The 16,004-nt window shown below is 70.2% G+C and carries 18 protein-coding genes and 1 riboswitch; of the genes, 8 read left to right on the top strand and 10 right to left on the bottom strand.

All coding sequences use genetic code 11. The features are described from left to right. Positions 1-4: 4 nt before the first annotated feature. Positions 5-838 carry a bifunctional hydroxymethylpyrimidine kinase/phosphomethylpyrimidine kinase gene (thiD, locus tag CU254_RS35485; protein ID WP_037715873.1) on the top strand — a complete coding sequence of 278 codons (834 nt, stop codon included), beginning with the start codon at positions 5-7 and terminating at the stop codon, positions 836-838. Here thiD and CU254_RS35490 read toward each other — a convergent pair. Continuing rightward, on the bottom strand, positions 835-1,266 hold the full coding sequence (locus CU254_RS35490; protein ID WP_037718524.1) for a MarR family winged helix-turn-helix transcriptional regulator: 432 nt from the start codon (positions 1,264-1,266) through the stop codon (positions 835-837). The genes thiD and CU254_RS35490 overlap by 4 nt on opposite strands. A 143-nt stretch (positions 1,267-1,409) precedes the next feature. After that, positions 1,410-2,033, bottom strand: a complete 624-nt coding sequence (locus CU254_RS35495; RefSeq protein WP_009084032.1) for a TetR/AcrR family transcriptional regulator — start codon at positions 2,031-2,033, stop codon at positions 1,410-1,412. Between the two features lie 57 nt (positions 2,034-2,090). Between CU254_RS35495 and CU254_RS35500 the strand changes: the two genes are divergently transcribed. Further along, positions 2,091-3,032, top strand: coding sequence for an NAD(P)-dependent alcohol dehydrogenase (locus CU254_RS35500; protein ID WP_009084034.1), 942 nt, complete (start codon positions 2,091-2,093; stop codon positions 3,030-3,032). Between the two features lie 4 nt (positions 3,033-3,036). Here CU254_RS35500 and CU254_RS35505 read toward each other — a convergent pair whose 3' ends face one another. The 3 genes from CU254_RS35505 to thiO all read right to left on the bottom strand — a co-directional run bounded on the left by CU254_RS35505 (position 3,037) and on the right by thiO (position 5,077). After that, the gene (locus tag CU254_RS35505) at positions 3,037-3,789 is read right to left on the bottom strand and encodes a thiazole synthase (RefSeq protein ID WP_009084036.1); all 753 of its coding nucleotides are present in this window, start codon (positions 3,787-3,789) and stop codon (positions 3,037-3,039) included. 2 nt (positions 3,790-3,791) lie between these two features. Further along, complete coding sequence (thiS, locus tag CU254_RS35510; RefSeq protein ID WP_009084038.1) at positions 3,792-3,992, bottom strand: sulfur carrier protein ThiS; 201 nt, start codon at positions 3,990-3,992, stop codon at positions 3,792-3,794. Continuing rightward, the gene (gene thiO, locus CU254_RS35515; protein ID WP_009084040.1) at positions 3,992-5,077 is read right to left on the bottom strand and encodes a glycine oxidase ThiO; all 1,086 of its coding nucleotides are present in this window, start codon (positions 5,075-5,077) and stop codon (positions 3,992-3,994) included. The genes thiS and thiO overlap by 1 nt, the downstream gene beginning before the upstream one ends. Beyond that, a riboswitch (TPP riboswitch) is annotated at positions 5,074-5,181 on the bottom strand. Its footprint overlaps the gene before it by 4 nt. Before the next feature lie 30 nt (positions 5,182-5,211). On the opposite strand from thiO, the gene thiE reads away from it, so the two are divergent. Next, positions 5,212-5,877: a thiamine phosphate synthase gene (gene thiE, locus CU254_RS35520; protein ID WP_009084042.1), complete on the top strand. Its 666-nt coding sequence runs from the start codon at positions 5,212-5,214 to the stop codon at positions 5,875-5,877. A 192-nt stretch (positions 5,878-6,069) separates the two neighbouring features. Here thiE and CU254_RS35525 read toward each other — a convergent pair whose 3' ends face one another. Further along, complete coding sequence (locus tag CU254_RS35525; RefSeq protein ID WP_009084044.1) at positions 6,070-6,867, bottom strand: hypothetical protein; 798 nt, start codon at positions 6,865-6,867, stop codon at positions 6,070-6,072. A gap of 156 nt (positions 6,868-7,023) precedes the next feature. Between CU254_RS35525 and CU254_RS35530 the strand changes: the two genes are divergently transcribed. Further along, the gene (locus CU254_RS35530; protein WP_009084045.1) at positions 7,024-7,968 is read left to right on the top strand and encodes a threonine/serine dehydratase; all 945 of its coding nucleotides are present in this window, start codon (positions 7,024-7,026) and stop codon (positions 7,966-7,968) included. 506 nt (positions 7,969-8,474) lie between these two features. Here the strand turns inward: CU254_RS35530 and CU254_RS35540 are convergent. Next, positions 8,475-9,143, bottom strand: a complete 669-nt coding sequence (locus CU254_RS35540; protein WP_009084049.1) for an SDR family NAD(P)-dependent oxidoreductase — start codon at positions 9,141-9,143, stop codon at positions 8,475-8,477. 87 nt (positions 9,144-9,230) lie between these two features. Between CU254_RS35540 and CU254_RS35545 the strand changes: the two genes are divergently transcribed. Further along, positions 9,231-9,659 carry a MarR family winged helix-turn-helix transcriptional regulator gene (locus CU254_RS35545; RefSeq protein WP_009084051.1) on the top strand — a complete coding sequence of 143 codons (429 nt, stop codon included), beginning with the start codon at positions 9,231-9,233 and terminating at the stop codon, positions 9,657-9,659. Positions 9,660-9,663: 4 nt separating this feature from the next. Here CU254_RS35545 and CU254_RS35550 read toward each other — a convergent pair whose 3' ends face one another. After that, on the bottom strand, positions 9,664-11,151 hold the full coding sequence (locus CU254_RS35550) for an MFS transporter (protein ID WP_009084053.1): 1,488 nt from the start codon (positions 11,149-11,151) through the stop codon (positions 9,664-9,666). 4 nt (positions 11,152-11,155) lie between these two features. Further along, positions 11,156-11,905 (bottom strand): GntR family transcriptional regulator, encoded by a 750-nt coding sequence (locus CU254_RS35555; RefSeq protein WP_009084055.1) that lies wholly within the window; start codon positions 11,903-11,905, stop codon positions 11,156-11,158. Between the two features lie 155 nt (positions 11,906-12,060). Here CU254_RS35555 and CU254_RS35560 point away from each other — a divergent pair, with 155 nt between their 5' ends. Together CU254_RS35560 and CU254_RS35565 are read left to right on the top strand one after the other, a co-directional pair. Beyond that, the gene (locus CU254_RS35560; protein WP_037715878.1) at positions 12,061-13,104 is read left to right on the top strand and encodes an SIS domain-containing protein; all 1,044 of its coding nucleotides are present in this window, start codon (positions 12,061-12,063) and stop codon (positions 13,102-13,104) included. Then, entirely contained in the window at positions 13,101-14,063 is a 963-nt protein-coding gene (locus CU254_RS35565) for an N-acetylglucosamine kinase (protein ID WP_009084060.1), read from the top strand. Before CU254_RS35560 ends, CU254_RS35565 begins: the two co-directional genes overlap by 4 nt. Before the next feature lie 90 nt (positions 14,064-14,153). Here the strand turns inward: CU254_RS35565 and CU254_RS35570 are convergent, their stop codons facing one another. Continuing rightward, positions 14,154-14,837 carry a DUF3159 domain-containing protein gene (locus CU254_RS35570; protein ID WP_009084061.1) on the bottom strand — a complete coding sequence of 228 codons (684 nt, stop codon included), beginning with the start codon at positions 14,835-14,837 and terminating at the stop codon, positions 14,154-14,156. Between the two features lie 276 nt (positions 14,838-15,113). On the opposite strand from CU254_RS35570, the gene CU254_RS35575 reads away from it, so the two are divergent. Beyond that, positions 15,114-15,941 carry an SGNH/GDSL hydrolase family protein gene (locus CU254_RS35575; RefSeq protein WP_009084063.1) on the top strand — a complete coding sequence of 276 codons (828 nt, stop codon included), beginning with the start codon at positions 15,114-15,116 and terminating at the stop codon, positions 15,939-15,941. Positions 15,942-16,004 lie beyond the last annotated feature (63 nt).

Below are 16,004 nucleotides of genomic sequence, written 5' to 3' on the forward strand. Positions count from 1 at the left end.
GCACATGACTGAGAACCCGAGCCCGCCCTCCGCGCTCACCATCGCCGGATCGGATTCCGGCGGGGCCGCCGGACTGCAGGCGGACCTGCGGACCTTCCTCACCTGCGGGGTGCACGGCCTGGTCGCGGTCACCGCGGTCACCGTCCAGAACACGCTCGGCGTGCACGACCGCGCCGATCTGCCGCCGCACATCGTGGCCGGCCAGATCGAGGCGGTCGCGGCGGACATGGGCGTCGGCGCGGCGAAGACCGGCATGCTCGCGTCCGCGGAGATCATCCACGCGGTCGCGGCGGCCTGCGACAAGGCCGGGATCGGGCGCGACGGCGCGATCCCGTTCGTGGTCGATCCGGTGGCCGCGGCGATGACCGGTCAGTCGCTGTTCGACGACAACGGCCTCGCCGCGCTGCGCGACGAACTCCTGCCGCGCGCCACCGTGCTCACGCCGAACCTGGACGAGGTGCGGCTGCTGACCGGCATGACGGTGACCGATCGCGAGGGCATGCACACCGCGGCCGTCGTGCTGCACCAGCTCGGCCCGAAGTATGTGCTGGTGAAGAGCGGCCACCTGCAGTCCGACCCGGAGTGCGTCGACCTGCTCTTCGACGGTTCGACGTTCGTGGAGCTGCCCGGTCCGCGCTGGCAGACCCCGCACACACACGGGGCCGGCGACACGATGGCCTCGGCGCTCACCGCAGGGCTGGCCAAGGGCATGTCGGTCGTCGAAGCGGCCCGCTACGGCAAATGGTTTGTCTCGCAGGCCGTCGAACACTCGTACCCGATGGGCGCGAAAGTCGGCCCGGTGTCGGCGTTCTGGCGGCTGGCCCCGGAAGAGCGCTAGCCCTCGTCGGAGATCAGGGCTTCCAGCGCGGGGAGCGCGGCGATGATCGACTCGCGGGCCTCGGGGGTGAGCCGGTCGAGGCGGCGGTTGAGTTCCTGCACGCGAGTGGACCGCACGCCGGAGACCAGGCGTTCGCCTTCCTCGGTGGCGCGGGCCAGCCAGGCGCGCCGGTCGACCGGGTCGGATTCGCGGGTGACGTAACCGGCCTCCACCAGCGTGGCCACGATTCGCGACATCGTGGCCGCCGCGACGCCCTCCTTCGCGGCGAGGTCGCCGAGGCGCAGCTCGCCGAAGTGGACGAGCGTGGCCAGCGCGGAGATCGAGCCGTGCCCCGGTCCGGGCGCGCCCGCCTGGCGCAGCGAGCGGGAAAGCCGCCCCACCGCTAGATACAACCGGCCCGTTACGTCCTGGACCGAGGAAAGAGTCACGATCGGCTCCTTCTGACGCTGGTGCCCGCCGCTGGGTGCGCCGGAAAGGGTGCCGTCAACCATACGGCGTACCCGTGCTCAATCCGTGTCAAGCGCGGGCGAAATCACCATTACCCGCCAATTTGTGCAGCTTGGCCGCCCATTCAGAGCACCGACCCGTCGAGCGGAAGCTCCGCAGGCGGCGGCAGCGGCGCGGCCGTCTCCGCCCGGAACGACTGCAGCAGGTAGGCCGCGAGCCGCCGCGACGCCGCCGGTGCCGCGGCTCCCGCGCCCGACCGCAAGCCGCCGTTCGCCAGCAAGATCAACGACAGGTCGGAAACCGCGAAGTCGGCCCGCAGCGCACCGGCTTCCTGCGCCCGGCGGATCAACTCGGTGAACGCCCGCATCGCCCGGTCGCGCAACTGCCCGAAGGCGGCCTGCTCCGGCAGCGCGGCCACGATGGCGGCGGAGAAACCGTGGTTGCGCGCCTGCATCGAGCACACCTCCTCGATCACCCGGCTGAAGCCGCGCCACGGATCGGGGTCGGCGAGCGCCTCGTCGAGCATGCCCGCGCATTCGGCCATCGGCTCCGCGAAGGCCGCGGCGACCAGGTCGGCCTTGGTCGGGAAATGGCGGTACACCGTGGCGACGCCGAGCCCGGCACGCCGTGCCAGCTCGCTCATCGACACGTCCAGCCCCTCGGTCTCGAACGTGCGCCCGGCGACCTCGAGGATATGCGCGCGATTGTGAGCGGCGTCGGTGCGCAACCGAGTCGATTTTTCCGGCACCCTCTCACTTTACGTGAACCGGAAGACCCTTTCCACTTTCCGTGCTAGAAGTGGAACATGCTTTCCACTTCGATGCGAGCCATCGCCTACGACCGCTACGGACCACCGGAAGTCCTGCGCGAGACCACTGTTCCGGTCCCGGTGCCCGGCCCCGGCGAAGTCCTCGTCCGAGTGCGCGCGCTGACGGTCAACGGCGGCGAACTCGCGCTGCGGTCCGGGAAGCTGCTTCCGTTCAGCGGCAAGCGGTTTCCCAAGCGGATCGGCCTGGACCTGGTCGGCGAGGTCGTGGAACCCGGCACGAGCAGATTCGCCGTCGGCGACCTCGTCTGGGGCGTCGGGCGACGGGTGGGCACCGCCGCCGAGTACGCCGTGCTGGCCGCCGGTCGGCTGGCGCACGTGCCAGCCGGACTGAAACCCACGGAGGCGGCATCGTTGCTGGCGGGCACCACCGCGATCACCGCGCTGCGCGACAAAGCCCACCTCAAGCCAGGCGAACGCCTGCTGATCCGCGGCGCGACGGGTGGCGTCGGATTTGTGGCCACGCAGCTCGGCAAAGCCATGGGCGCCCACGTGACCGGGCTGACCAGCGCCAAGAACCTCGAACTGGCAAGGGAACTCGGCGCGGAGGTCGCCCTCGACTACCGCGTTCCAGGCGACCTCGGGAAGTTCGACGTCATCCTCGACACCGTTGGCCGCGACCTAGACACCTTCCGGCGCCTGCTGACCCCGCGCGGACGGATGGTGGCGATCGCGTTCGACCTCGACCATCCGGTCCGCACGCTCGGTTATCTGGCAGCGAATTCCCTGCGCCCTACCCGCTGGGTGCGGGCCTTCAGCGGAAACCCCAAGGCAGACCTGCTCGCCGACCTGAGCCGGTGGGTCGACGCCGGGTTGGTGCGCCCGTTGGTGGACCGGGTGTTTCCGTTGGCCGACATCGCCGACGCACACCGCGCGCTCGAAAACGGCGGCGTGCGCGGCAAAATCGTCGTCGAGGGGTAACAGCTCAGCGAGGCGGGCTGGACGCCTGCGCCCAAAACCGCTGCGGAACCCTTCCCGCACCCCGCGCCAGGTACCCGGCCTCCACCGCGCTCCGCATCGCCAGCGCCATTCGTTCCGGATCCGCCGCGCGGGTCACCGCGGTCGACAGCAGCACCGCCGAGCAGCCGAGTTCCATCGCCAGCGTGGCGTCCGACGCCGTGCCGATCCCCGCGTCCAGCACGATCGGCACCGACGCGCGCGAGACGATCAGCTCGATGTTGTGCGGGTTCCGGATGCCCAGCCCGGTGCCGATCGGGGCGCCGAGCGGCATCACCGCGGCGCACCCCGCCTCCTCCAGGCGGAGGGCGAGCACCGGGTCGTCGTTGGTGTACACGAACACCGTGAATCCGTCCGCCACCAGGCGTTCGGCGGCTTCGAGGGTCTCCAGCGGATCGGGCAGCAGGGTCCGGTCGTCGGCGTGCACCTCGAGTTTGACCAGGTTCGTTTCCAGCGCCTCGCGGGCCAGCTGGGCGGTGAGCACGGCCTCGGCCGCCGTCCGGCAGCCCGCGGTGTTGGGCAGCAGCTCGATGTCCAGGCGCCGCAACAACTCCAGCACGCCGGAACCGCCCTCGGCGTCGGCGCGGCGCATCGCGACGGTGGTGAGCTGGGTGCCCGACGCGACCAGCGCTCGTTCCAGCACTTCGAGATTCGCCGCGCCACCGGTGCCGATGATCAATCGCGACGACAGCTTGTGTTCGCCGATGATCAGGTCGTCCATGCTCAACCTCCTTGAACCGCGGTCAGCACTTCGAGCTGGGCACCCTTCGGCACGACCGCTTCTTCCCATTCGCCCCGCCGCACCACCACGCCGTTGACCGCGACGGCCACGCCCCGGCGTTCCGCTCCCAGCGCGTCGAGGACCGCGGAAACGGTGCTGTCGTCGGGAAATTCCCGCCATTCGCCGTTGACCTTGATCTCCATCAGACTCGCTCCTTCTCGAGACGGGCGGGCGTCGCCGCGGCGACCTCCGGCGGCGGGGCTTCGCCAGCCAGCCACGCGACCACAGCGTCCGCAGTCGCGGGCGCCATCAGCAAACCGTTGCGGTGATGTCCTGTCGCCGCGTACACGCCTTCGCGCACTTCGCCGATGTACGGCAAAGCGTCCCGACTCGCGGCACGCAGTCCGGCTGCGACTTCCACCAGCTCGTACTCCGTGATGCCAGGCAGAATTCGTTCCGCGCCTTCCAGCAACTCGCGTACGCCGCGCGCGGTGACGGCCTGGTCGAAACCGGCTTCGTACTGCGTCGCGCCAAGGACCAGTTCGCCGTCTTCTCGCGGTACCAGATAGATCGGCCGCCCTTCGACCATCGCGCGCACCGTGTACGGCGGAGGCGGCAGGCAGCCACGACGCGGACGCAGTCGCAGAATCTCGCCCTTCAGCGGGCGTACGGCGTGCTCCAGCAACGGATGCAACTGACCGGTCCACGCGCCCGCAGCGAGGATCACCGGACCGGACACTTCGGAGAGACTCCGCAGCCGCTCGCGCCGGAACTCGACCCCACGCTTCGTAGCCGCTTCGCTCAGCGCAGTAAGCAGTTTCCGGTTGTCCACGGCTAAATCACCCGGCACGTGCAGGCCGCTGCGCACCGAGCCGACGCCCGGCGCGAGCCGCTTCACCTCGCGCCCGGTGAGGGTCTCGACGTCACGGCCGAGCGAACGCAGGTACCCGGCGAGGATGTCGAGGTGCCCGGCGTCGGCGCTGTCGAACCCGACGACGATCGTGCCGTGCTCGGCGAGCCCGGGATCGGTGCCCTCGTCGGCGAGGTCGCGCGCGAAGCCCGGCCAGCGTCGCAGCGACGCTTCCCCCAGGCTGAGCACGGCTTCCTCGCCCGGCCACGCCTCGGTGACCGGCGCGAGCATCCCGCCGGCGAGCCAGGAGGCCCCGCCGCGCACGGGTTCAGGGTCGACGACCGTGACGCGCCATCCGCGGGCGGCCGCGCGCCAGGCCGCGGACAGCCCGATGACGCCGCCGCCGACGACAGTGACGGTTGTGGTGCTGGTGTTCACAGTGGAATCACGCTCCCTGCGCCGGCATGACCCGGATCAGGTTCCACGGTCGGAGCGGCAGCTCCCTCTCAGCCCGTTTGCCTCGGGCTCCCGTGCGGACTCCCACACCGTAGCGCGCGGGTAACGTCACCGCCATGCCTGCCTTGACCGGAGACCAAATTCGCACCCGGCTAGCCGACGCGCGCCTGTACCTGTGCACCGACGCCCGCACCTCGCGAGGCGACCTAGCCGAGTTCGCCGACGCGGCCTTGGCGGGCGGCGTCGACATCGTGCAGCTGCGGGACAAGACCGGCGGCGCCCCGCTGGAGGCCAAGCAGGAAATCGCGGCACTAGAGGTCCTGGCAGAGGCCTGCGCCCGTCACGGAGCGCTGCTCTCGGTAAACGACCGAGCAGACGTAGCCCTGGCTGTCGGCGCCGACGTCCTGCACCTGGGCCAAGACGACATCCCGGTCTCCCTGGCCCGCCGAGTCCTTGGCGACGACGTAGTGATCGGCCGATCCACCCATTCGGAGCAGCAAGCCACCGCAGCCGCCACCGAGACGGGAGTGAACTACTTCTGCACCGGCCCGTGCTGGCCCACCCCCACCAAACCGGGCCGCTACGCCCCCGGCCTGGACCTGGTCCGCGCCACCGCCGCAAGCGGAACCGACCGCCCCTGGTTCGCCATCGGCGGCATCGACGAAACCCGCCTGCCCGAAGTACTGGCCGCAGGCGCCACCCGCATCGTCGTAGTCCGGGCAATCACCGAAGCAGAAGACCCCAAAGCAGCCGCACAAACCTTGAAGGCCCAGCTTCGGTAAACCGCAGCCGAACCCCCCCAACCATCGAGGCACCCAGCCCCTCCCCCGCACCCCGATACGAAGCCTCCCTGCGGTTCGGGGGTGCTTGTCAAGGCATCTTTCCCGCCTTGACAAGCACCCCCGAACCGTCAGCACACTTGGCTTCGGGGTGCCTCACGCAACCCCTCAGCAATGTCGCCGCCAGGCGACGAGCTACTCATTCGCATTAGACGGAACCCCAGGCGCAGTAGGAGTCTGACTCCCACTAGGCGCCTGAGAAGAAGTACTAGGCTTCGAAGACGAAGACGGCGCCTGACTCTGCTCCGTAGCCCGCGAAGACGGCGGCGGCGCACTAGGCGTAGTCGTCGGCGAAGACGTCGGCCCCACCGACCGAGACCCCCCACCAGACGGCACCTGCGGCTCAGTACTAGGCGAATTGTCCGGATGCTCGTCCCGCTGCTGACTGGTGTCCGGCGGCCGAGGAATCAACCCGGTCGACACATTCCCCTTGGTAGTCCAGTCCAGCCCCAGCAAAACCGCCAACGCCACCACAAAAGCCACCCCGGAAGAGCCGATGATCAACGGCCACCGCATCTTCCGAAGCTTCTCCCCGAACCCCTCGTCCTTCTCCGGCTCGGTAGCCCGCAACCGAACCGTAGGCATGTTCGCCAGATCAGCGGCAGGCACGTGCACCGTCGCCGCGTCCCCCGGCGCCGATTCGCGCACCGCGTCCACCGGCACCCGCACCGGCACCATCCCGCCGCGACTGCGCCGGGCAGCCGTTTCCATCGCCTTCCGGGCGGCATCACGAGTGCGCTGCAAAGACCGCAGGTACAACTCGCCGCCGACGGTGCTGACCACACTGGCCACCCCGGCGCCGATGACTGTCCCCGCGACCCCCAGCGTCGAACCCAGCAACGCGGCGGTGACCGCCGCGAGTGCCGCGGCGAGCACCGAGGTCATCCGGAGTTTCTTCTTGTCCTCCGGGGTTTCCTTCTGCTCCTCGCTCATGATCCCGTTCTGATCGTTTTCCCAGCCGTTGTTCCCTGTTTCTTCAACGGTTAAGTCGTCCGAGACGCTCCCTTCGTTGCCCGGGCGTGAGGGACGCCACGTTGACTGTCCACAATGGATAAACTAAAGCTCACACTTTCCTGACATACTCGCCTCATGCACCTCGTGACGATCTCCGACATCGAAACCGCGGCCGGACGGCTGAAGGGCACCGCGGTGCACACCCCGCTGCTGCGCCAGCTCTGGGTTCCCGGCGAATTCTGGGTGAAACCCGAGAGCCTGCAACCGATCGGCGCGTTCAAGATCCGCGGCGCGTACAACGCGATCGCCGCGCTGTCCGACGCCGAACGGGAACGCGGCGTGGTCGCGTATTCGAGCGGCAACCACGCGCAAGCGGTCGCCTACGCCGCGCGCGAATTCAGGATCCCGGCGGTGATCGTGGTGCCGGACGTCACGCCGCGGCTGAAGGTCGAGGCCACCCTTCGCTGGGGCGCGGAAGTCCGCGAAGTGCCGATCGCGGAACGGGAATCGGCGGCGCTCGCCCTCGCCGAGGAACGCGGTCTCACGCTGATCCCGCCGTTCGACCACCCGGACATCATCGCCGGACAGGGCACCGTCGGCCTGGAGATCGCCGAGGACCTGCCGGACGTCGAGACCGTGCTGGTCCCGATCAGCGGCGGCGGCTTCGCCTCCGGGGTCGGCACCGCGATCAAGGCGAAATGCCCGAACGCGAAGGTCTACGGCGTCGAACCGGAACTGGCCGCCGACACCGCCGCCAGCCTCGCCGCGGGCGAAATCGTGGACTGGCCCATCACCGACCGCGCCCGCACCATCGCGGACGGCCTGCGCGCGCAACCGTCCGAGCTGACGTTCGCCCACCTGCGGCGCGTCCTGGACGGCGTCATCACCGTGACCGAGGACGAAATCCGCGACACCGTCCGGGCACTGGCCCGGCAAGGCCGCCTGGTCACGGAACCCAGCGGCGCCACCGCTCCGGCCGCCTACCTGCACCACGCCGACGAACTTCCGGGCGGACGCACCGTCGCGATCGTCTCCGGCGGCAACATCGACCCGGCGATGCTGGCCGAACTGCTCGCCTAACCCGGCCTGATGCCACGTTGGGCGCTCAGCTCACGCGCCGCCGCGCACGCGCCTCCGCCGAAGGCGGCGGGGGCAAGGGTGACGCACCCAACGCGGCATTGGGTGCGTCAGATGCACCCAAAGCGGCGTTCGGTGCGCCGCACGCACCAATGTGGCATTGGGTGCGTCCCATGCACCCAACGCGGCGTTCGGTGCGTCCCACGCACCCAAAGTGGCATTGGGTGCGTCACATGCACCCAAAGTGGCATTCGGTGCGTCACACGCACCCAACGCGGGGTTCGGTGCGTCCCGTGCACCCAACGCGGCGTTCGGTGCGTCGCATGCACCCAAAGTGGCTTTGGGTGCCTCGCATGCACCCAAAGCGGCATTCGGTGCGTCCCATGCACCCAAAGCGGCATTCGGTGCGTCCCATGCACCCAAAGTGGCTTTGGGTGCCTCGCATGCACCCAAAGCGGCGTTCGGTGCGTCAGATGCACCCAAAGTGGCATTGGGGCGGGAAAGGCCGCTCACCAGTTGACGGTCTGCCCCGCCCGGTCCAGATAGTGCAGCCCGCCCTTGCCCGCCCACGCCTCGATCGTGTCGGCGACGCCGGGGATGCTCTCGTCGATCGTCAGCCGCGCACCCGGGCCGCCCAGGTCCGTTTTCACCCAGCCCGGAGCCATGAGCAACAGGGTCCGCGGGTCGTCGGCGTGCCGGGCGGCGTAGCTGCGCATGAGCTGGTTCAGCGCGGACTTGCTCGCCCGGTAGACCTCGAAGCCGCCGTTCGTGTTGTCGGCGATGCTGCCCTGGCCGGACGACATCACGCCGATGGTGCCCGTCGGCGCAACCAGGTCCTGCAGAGTCTCGACGGCGCGCATCGGGCTGAGCGCGTTGGTCACCATGACGCGAGTGAAGTCCTCGGTGGACACGTCGGCCAAGGTCGCCGCGGGGTCGGTCGTGTAGTTGGTCCCGGCGTTGACGAAGAGCAGGTCGAACGTCGACCCGGCCAGCCGTTCGCGCAGCGCCGCGACCTGGTCGGGCGCCGCGATGTCGACGGTCTCCACCGTCAGCCCGGCCAGCTCGTGCAGCGGCGACGGCGTGCGCTCGGTCGCGGTGACCTGCCAGCCCCGGCCGAGGAACTCGGCGGCCAGCGCGTAGCCCAGCCCGCGCGAGGCCCCGATGATCAATGCCTGCATGACCGCTCCTTAGCTATCAATTGATAGCTAACCTACGCCGCCGCGGAGATACCTGTCAAACGATAGGTATTGGGCTACGCTGGCCGGATGAAAGACGAACGGCTCTTCGAGCTGGCCGACCTGATCCTCGCGGTGGCCCGGCACATCAACGCCGCCAAGGAAGCCAACGCCGAGTCGGGGACGCCGCTGGAAGGAGCGGTGATGCGGTTCGTCGACCGCCACCCGGGAACCACGGTCAACGCCGCGGCCGAGGCGACGCAGATGATCTCCAGCAACGTCAGCAGAGCCGTCCGCGGGCTGGAGAACAAGGGCCTGCTGCGCCGGGAAGCCGACCCGGACGACGCCCGACGGGTGCGTCTCTACCCCACGCCGAAAGCCGCGGAGAACCTGCAGAAGTTGCGCGACACCTGGTCCAGCTTGCTCGACGGGACCTTCACGGACACCGGAGAGCTCGACACCGTGATCAAGACGCTGCAAGGCATCGAGACCCGGCTAGTCGCCCGATCCCGCCGCTGACCGATCAGCGATGCCCACCCGGATGGACGTGCGTCGGCGGCCCTTCCACCCCGCAGTGCAGGCAATCCCCGGGATGCGGCGAATCGTCCGCCTCGGCGGCGCCCAGCACCCCGTTGTGAATTCCTAACGCGATCAGCCCGCCGACAATCGCCAGCACCGCGCAGATCACCAGCGCGGTCTGCCATCCCGCCGTCAACGCGGTCGGATCGCGGTAAGCCGAACCCGTCAGACCCGCCGCGGCAGGCAGCACCGCCACCGCCAGAAGTCCACCCGATCGGGCGATCGCATTGTTGACCCCGGACGCGACCCCGGCGTACCGGTCCGGCGCGGCGGCCAGCACCGTCGCGGTTACCGGAGCGACCACAGTGGCCAGTCCCAGCCCGAAGACCACCACGGCGGGCAGCACCGACCCGAGGTACGACGACCCCGGTCCGACCCGCGTCAGCAACAACATTCCGACGCCGACCACGATCGGCCCGACCACCAGCTGCAGCCGCGGCCCGATCCGCTGCGCGAGCGCGCCTGATCGACCGGAGAGCAGCAACATGATCACCGTGATCGGCAATCCGGCCAGCCCGGCCAGCGTCGGCGAATAACCCAGCGACACTTGAAGCTGCAGAACCAGCAGCATCATCACGCCGCCGAGCGCCGCGTAGACCACGAACGTCAGCGCGTTCGACAGCGTGAACGTCCGGTCGCGGAACAGCGAAGGCGGCACCAGCGGTTCGGCGGCCCGGTGCTGGAGCCAGAGAAACAACCCAAGCCCGATGACGCCGACCGCCAAGGCGAGCACCACGACCGGGTCACCAATCCCGCGCACTGGCGCCTCGACCAGCGCTCCGGTCACCCCGGCGAGCCCGAGCGCGCCGACCACCGCGGCGGCGTAATCCGGGTGCCCGGTCGCCGACGTATCGCGCGATTCGGGCACGAACCGCCGCGCCATCAGCACGACGACCACCGCGAGCGGCAGGTTGATCAAGAACGCCAGCCGCCACGACCACGCCTGCACCAGCAGTCCGCCGAGCAGCGGCCCGACCGCCGCGGCGATGCCGCCGAGCCCGGACCACGAGCCGATCGCCCGGGCCCGGTCCTCGTGCGAGAACGACGACTGCAGGATCGCCAGCGACCCCGGCGTCAGCAACGCCCCTCCGATGCCCTGCAGCACGCGGAACAGCACGAGCAGTTCGGTCGACGGCGCCGCCGCGCACAGCCCGGACGCGAGCCCGAACCACACGACGCCGATCAGGTACACCCGCCGCCTGCCGTAGCGGTCGCCGAGCGACCCGGCGACCAGGATCAGCGCGGCCAGCGCCAGCAGGTAGCCGTCGAGAATCCACTGCAGACCCGCGACCGACGCGCCCAGCTCCTCGCCGATCCGGGGCAGCGCGACGTTCACGATCGTGCCGTCGAGCATCGCCATCCCCGAACCGAGGATGGTCGTCCAGAGCACGCCGCGAGCCGCGGGCGTGCCCCAGCGGATGTCGGCGCGCACGCGGTCAGGGAAGCAGCGTGGTGACGAACTTGTACCGGTCGCCGCGATAGACCGCGCGGGCGAACTCGACCGGTTTGCCGTCGGTGGCGAACGAATGCCGGGTCAGCATCATCACCGGCATGCCGACGTCCGCGCCGAGGATCTCCGCTTCCTGCGGCCCGGCGAGCGACGTCTCGATGGTCTCCTCCGCGCGCTCCAGCTCGACGCCGTAATGCTCGCGCAGCACCGCGTACAGCGAACCGCCCGCGGTGATGTGCTTGCGCAGCCCGCGGAACCGGCCGAGCGGCAGGTGCGTGGTCTCGAGCGCCATCGGCTGGCCGTCGGCGAGCCGGAGCCGGCGCAGCCGCAGGATCTTCGCGCCGTTGCGCAGCTGCAGCAGCTTCGTCATCTCGCCCTCGACCGGCAGCTCCTCGAGCTCCAGCAGCTGGGACGACGGCTTCAGGCCCTGCTTGCGCATGTCCTCGGTATAAGAGGACAGCTGCAGCCGCTGCGCGAGCTTCGGCTCGGCGGCGAACGTGCCCTTGCCCTGGACGCGGTGCAGTCTTCCCTCGGCGGTGAGATCCGCCAGCGCCTGGCGCACGGTGGTGCGCGAAACGGTGAACTCGCCCGCCAGCGCCCGCTCGGTCGGGATCGGCGATCCCGGCGGCAGTGCGTCGAGCAGGTCCAGCAGATGCTGCTTCAGCGCCCAGTACTTGGGTTCGCGCTGCCCTCGCGCAGCAGTCCCCGCCTCGCTCGCGGGGGGTGTCTCCAGCATGCCCGGCTCCCTCAGTCTTCCCACATTAAACGCGCCACTGCCCCGTGAGGAAACGTACCCTTCTCCCGACGCCCTCCGCCCGGCTAGCATTGGTCTAGACCTGACCGGACGCCGCTCAGCACACCGGGACCCCCGTCCCGGCGGAGAGGAAAGTGATGACCCAACTACGTCCCGGCGAGCACATGGCCGCGGAAATCTCGGAGCAGCCCAGCGTTCTCGCCGGGCTGGTCGAGCGGCGGTCCGGCATCGCGGAAGTGGCGGAAAAGATTTCACAGAACCCGCCGCGGTTCGCCCTGCTCGCCGCTCGCGGTTCGAGCGACCACGGCGCGCTGTACGCGAAATACCTGATCGAGGTACTCCTGGGCCTCCCGGCCGGGCTCGTGTCGCCGTCCACCGCGACGCTTTACGGCGCTCGGCCGGACCTGCGCGACGTGCTCTTCATCACCGTCAGCCAGAGCGGCGGTTCGCCCGACCTGATCGAGGTCACCGAGGCCGCCCGGCGGCAGGGCGCGCTGACCGTGTCGGTCACCAACACCCCGGACTCGCCGCTGCGCGCGGCTTCGGAGCTGGGCGTGGACATCGGCGCCGGGGTCGAGAAGGCGGTCGCGGCGACCAAGACGTACTCCGCGACGCTGATGGCGCTGTACCTCTTCATCGACGCGATCCGCGGCGGCAAGGGAGAGGACGCCGAGAAGATCGGCGAACTGGCCCAGCAGACGCTCGACGGAGCCGTCGAAGGCGTGCAGCGCGCGGTAGACCGTTATCGCTTTGTCGACCGCGTGCTCACCACCGGCCGCGGCTACTCCTACGCCAGCGCGCTCGAAGCGTCGTTGAAGCTGGCCGAGACGAGCTACCTCGCGGCCCGCGCGTACAGCGGCGCGGACCTGCTGCACGGTCCGGTCGCGGCGGTCGACGGCGAGACCGCCGTGCTCGCCGCCACCAGCCTCGGTCGCGGCGGCGAGGCCATGCGCGAGGTGCTCGAAGCGGTCGGCGAGCGCGGCGCGGACGTGCTCGCGGTCGGCTCGGCGGCGAACGACGTGCCCGCCGCCCTGCGCATCCCGGTCGCCCCGACCGTCGAGGAATTGGCTCCAGTGCTGGAAATCCTGCCGATCCAGCGGATCGCGCTCGGGCTGTCGCTCGCGCGCGGCGGCAACCCGGACAACCCGCGCGGTCTGCTGAAGGTGACCAAGACCCGGTGAGCCTCGTAGTAGGCGTGGACGCCGGCGGCACGTCGACGCGAGCGATCGCGCTCGACGCCGCCGGCGTCGTCCGCGGCACCGGGGCGGCGACGGGCGCGAACCCGAACTCGCATCCGCCCGCGGAGGCGGCGGCCCGGATCGCCGGGGCCATCGAGTCCGCAGTGGACGGACGCACCGACGTGCTCGGCGTCGTGGTCGGCATGGCGGGCGAGAGCAAGCTGTCCGACCCGGCGGTCGCCGCGGAGTTCGCCGCGGCGTGGGAGCGGATCGGGCTCGGCGGCCGGGTCCGCACGACCGGCGACGCAGAAGTGGCCTACGCGTCCGCGACGGCCGAACCGGACGGCACCGTGCTCGTCGCGGGCACCGGCTCGATCGCCGGGCGCATCCGCGGCCGCCGGATGGTCGCCACCGCGGGCGGCCACGGCTGGCTGCTCGGCGACGAAGGCTCCGGTTTCTGGCTCGGCCGCGAAGCCGTGCGCGCGACTCTCGCCGCGCTCGAAGGCGACGGTCCGCTCGACGGATTGGCCGAGGCAGTCCTCGCCGAAGCGTTCGGACCGTCCGCAGTGGACCGGTCCGACCGCTTCGCGGTCATGTGGTCGCTGGTGACCCATGCCAATGCGGAACCGCCGGTCCGGCTCGCCCGGTACGCGCCGCTGGTGAGTGCCGCCGCGGCCGCCGGAGAGCCGGTCGCGGAGGAAATCGTCGCGCGGGGCGCCCGGCATCTCGTGCGCGTCGCTCGCGCCACGCGCGAGCCGGGAGAAAAAACTCCAATCGTGCTCGTCGGCAGCGTGCTGGCCGAAAACAGCCCGGTCGGGGCTCGCGTGCGGGCCGAATTCGCCGATCTCGACGTTCTGACCAGCTCTGATGGCGTGCTCGGCGCGGCGTGGCTCGCGGCGGTGGGAGCGTGGGGCGAGGACACCCCGCGACCATCCCGACGGGTGAATGCCACCAAAACTTGAGCGGAAGAGTCGAAACCGTCGACTCAACCCCTCCGGTCCGGGTACCGTAGGAACCGGCCCCCGGACCCTCCCCCCTCGCCGGGGGCCGCCTTAACTTCCGGGTCCGGTTTCGGACTCGCCCGCACCCGGGTCTTTCGCCAGGCGAAGGCCCGGGTGTTCTGCTGGAAGGCTCCGGTAGAGGACCCAGCCGCTGACCGCGACGGTCGCGGCCACCAGCGGCCACGAGAGCACGGTGCGCGCCACTCCGAGCGCCACCACCTGCCCGGTCCACCACAACAGTCCGTACACGACCACTCGCAGCAGGTACTGCAGCACCCACACGCCGCTCGCCCACGAGTACGCGCGCAGCAGGGCCGGATCGCGCCGCCAGCGGGTCTTCTGCCCGAGCAGCAAGCCCACGATCACGCCGAGCAACGGCCAGCGGACCGCGATGCTCGCCGCGAACAGCAGCGCGCTCGCCGCGTTCGAGAACAGCTGCAGCAGGAAGAAGTCCTCGGCACGGCCGGTGTGCATCGCGATCAGCGCGGCGATCACCACCGCGGCGAGGCTCACCACCACCGCGCGCGCCTTGTCCCCGCGCAGCAGCCGGTACGCGCCCAGCAGCACGGCGACGCCGATCGCGACGCCCGCTCCCCAGGCGATCGACTGGCCGGAAACGAGCCAGCCGACGACGAACGCGGCGGGCGGGATGCTGGCGTCGATCGCTCCTCGCCGCCCGCCGAGGATCTGCGTGAGCGACTCCCGCGCCGGCCCCTTCGCAGTCTCGTCTGTCACAGCTTCCAGCCTGCCGCAACTCGCGGCGGACCCCCAGGTCGGGAGACCTACCCCACAACCGCGCCCGGCAGCCCCCGGTACGTGAGGTTCGTCCCGGTGAAAATGCCGTAATAGGGAGGCGGAAACCCCCGACAAGGTAAGAGACTGTGACATCCGGCTGAACCGGTCGTGGCCGGCGGGAAGGATATGGGGATATCCGACTGTTAGTTGGGGTGTACAACTAGGTCCGGGACTTCACGGGGACAGGCGCGCACCAGCGGGAAAGGGGAACCCAGCGTGTACGGGATCAACAGCTACGTAGCCATCGGGGACAGCTTCACCGAGGGCCTCAACGACCATCGGGGCGACGGGACGTTCCGGGGCTGGGCCGACCGGCTCGCCGAGATGCTGGCGGGCGACGAGCCCGGCTTCCAGTACGCGAACCTGTCGCTGCGCGGCAAGATGCTCGACGAGATCATGGACGAGCAGCTCCCGATCGCGCTCGAGCTGAAGCCCGACCTGGTCACCCTGTGCGCGGGCGGCAACGACGTGATCGTGCCGGGGGCGGACGTCGACGCCATCGCGGAGCGCTTCGAAGCGGGGGTGGCGAAGCTGCGCGCGGCCGGGATCCCGGTGGTGATCTTCAACGGGCCGGACACCAAGACGCTGTCGGTGATGAGCGTGCTGCGCGGCAAGGTCGCGATCTACAACACGCACCTGTGGGCGATCGCGGCCCGGCACGGCGCGAAGATGGTCGACCTGTGGACGATGGAGCCGCTGCACGACCGTCGCGCGTGGAGCGACGACCGGCTGCACTTCACCCCGGACGCGCACCGCCGGATCGCGCTGCTCACCGCCGAGGTCCTCGGCGTCCCGGTCACCGAGGACTGGCGCGAGCCGTACCCGCCGAGCACCGAGCCGGCCACCTGGATCACGTCGCGGCGGTCGGACCTGGCGTGGACCAAGGTGCACCTGCTGCCGTGGATCCGCCGCCAGCTGCGCGGCGAGTCCATGGGCGACGGGCTGTCGCCGAAGCGCCCGGAACTGGCTCCGCTCGTGCCGCTCGTGCCGGACGACCCGGCGAGCATCAGCATCGACGTGCGGGGCAACGCGACCGCCTCCTGAACGCCGTCCCCCGACAGTGCCGGCACCGGTCACCACCGGTGCCGGCACTGTCGTCAGAGCCAC

Origin of the sequence: Amycolatopsis sp. AA4 (assembly GCF_002796545.1) — a bacterium.
Lineage (GTDB): Bacteria > Actinomycetota > Actinomycetes > Mycobacteriales > Pseudonocardiaceae > Amycolatopsis.

Excerpts from the sequence above, each read along its gene's own strand:
- CU254_RS35530 (WP_009084045.1), top strand. The coding sequence starts at position 7,024 with ATGCACCTCGTGACGATCTCCGACATCGAAACCGCGGCCGGACGGCTG.
- CU254_RS35545 (WP_009084051.1), top strand. The coding sequence starts at position 9,231 with ATGAAAGACGAACGGCTCTTCGAGCTGGCCGACCTGATCCTCGCGGTG.
- CU254_RS35560 (WP_037715878.1), top strand. The coding sequence starts at position 12,061 with ATGACCCAACTACGTCCCGGCGAGCACATGGCCGCGGAAATCTCGGAG.
- thiS (WP_009084038.1), bottom strand. The coding sequence starts at position 3,992 with ATGGAGATCAAGGTCAACGGCGAATGGCGGGAATTTCCCGACGACAGC.
- CU254_RS35500 (WP_009084034.1), top strand. The coding sequence starts at position 2,091 with ATGCTTTCCACTTCGATGCGAGCCATCGCCTACGACCGCTACGGACCA.
- CU254_RS35505 (WP_009084036.1), bottom strand. The coding sequence starts at position 3,789 with ATGGACGACCTGATCATCGGCGAACACAAGCTGTCGTCGCGATTGATC.
- CU254_RS35555 (WP_009084055.1), bottom strand. The coding sequence starts at position 11,905 with ATGCTGGAGACACCCCCCGCGAGCGAGGCGGGGACTGCTGCGCGAGGG.
- thiE (WP_009084042.1), top strand. The coding sequence starts at position 5,212 with ATGCCTGCCTTGACCGGAGACCAAATTCGCACCCGGCTAGCCGACGCG.
- thiD (WP_037715873.1), top strand. The coding sequence starts at position 5 with ATGACTGAGAACCCGAGCCCGCCCTCCGCGCTCACCATCGCCGGATCG.
- CU254_RS35525 (WP_009084044.1), bottom strand. The coding sequence starts at position 6,867 with ATGAGCGAGGAGCAGAAGGAAACCCCGGAGGACAAGAAGAAACTCCGG.
- CU254_RS35540 (WP_009084049.1), bottom strand. The coding sequence starts at position 9,143 with ATGCAGGCATTGATCATCGGGGCCTCGCGCGGGCTGGGCTACGCGCTG.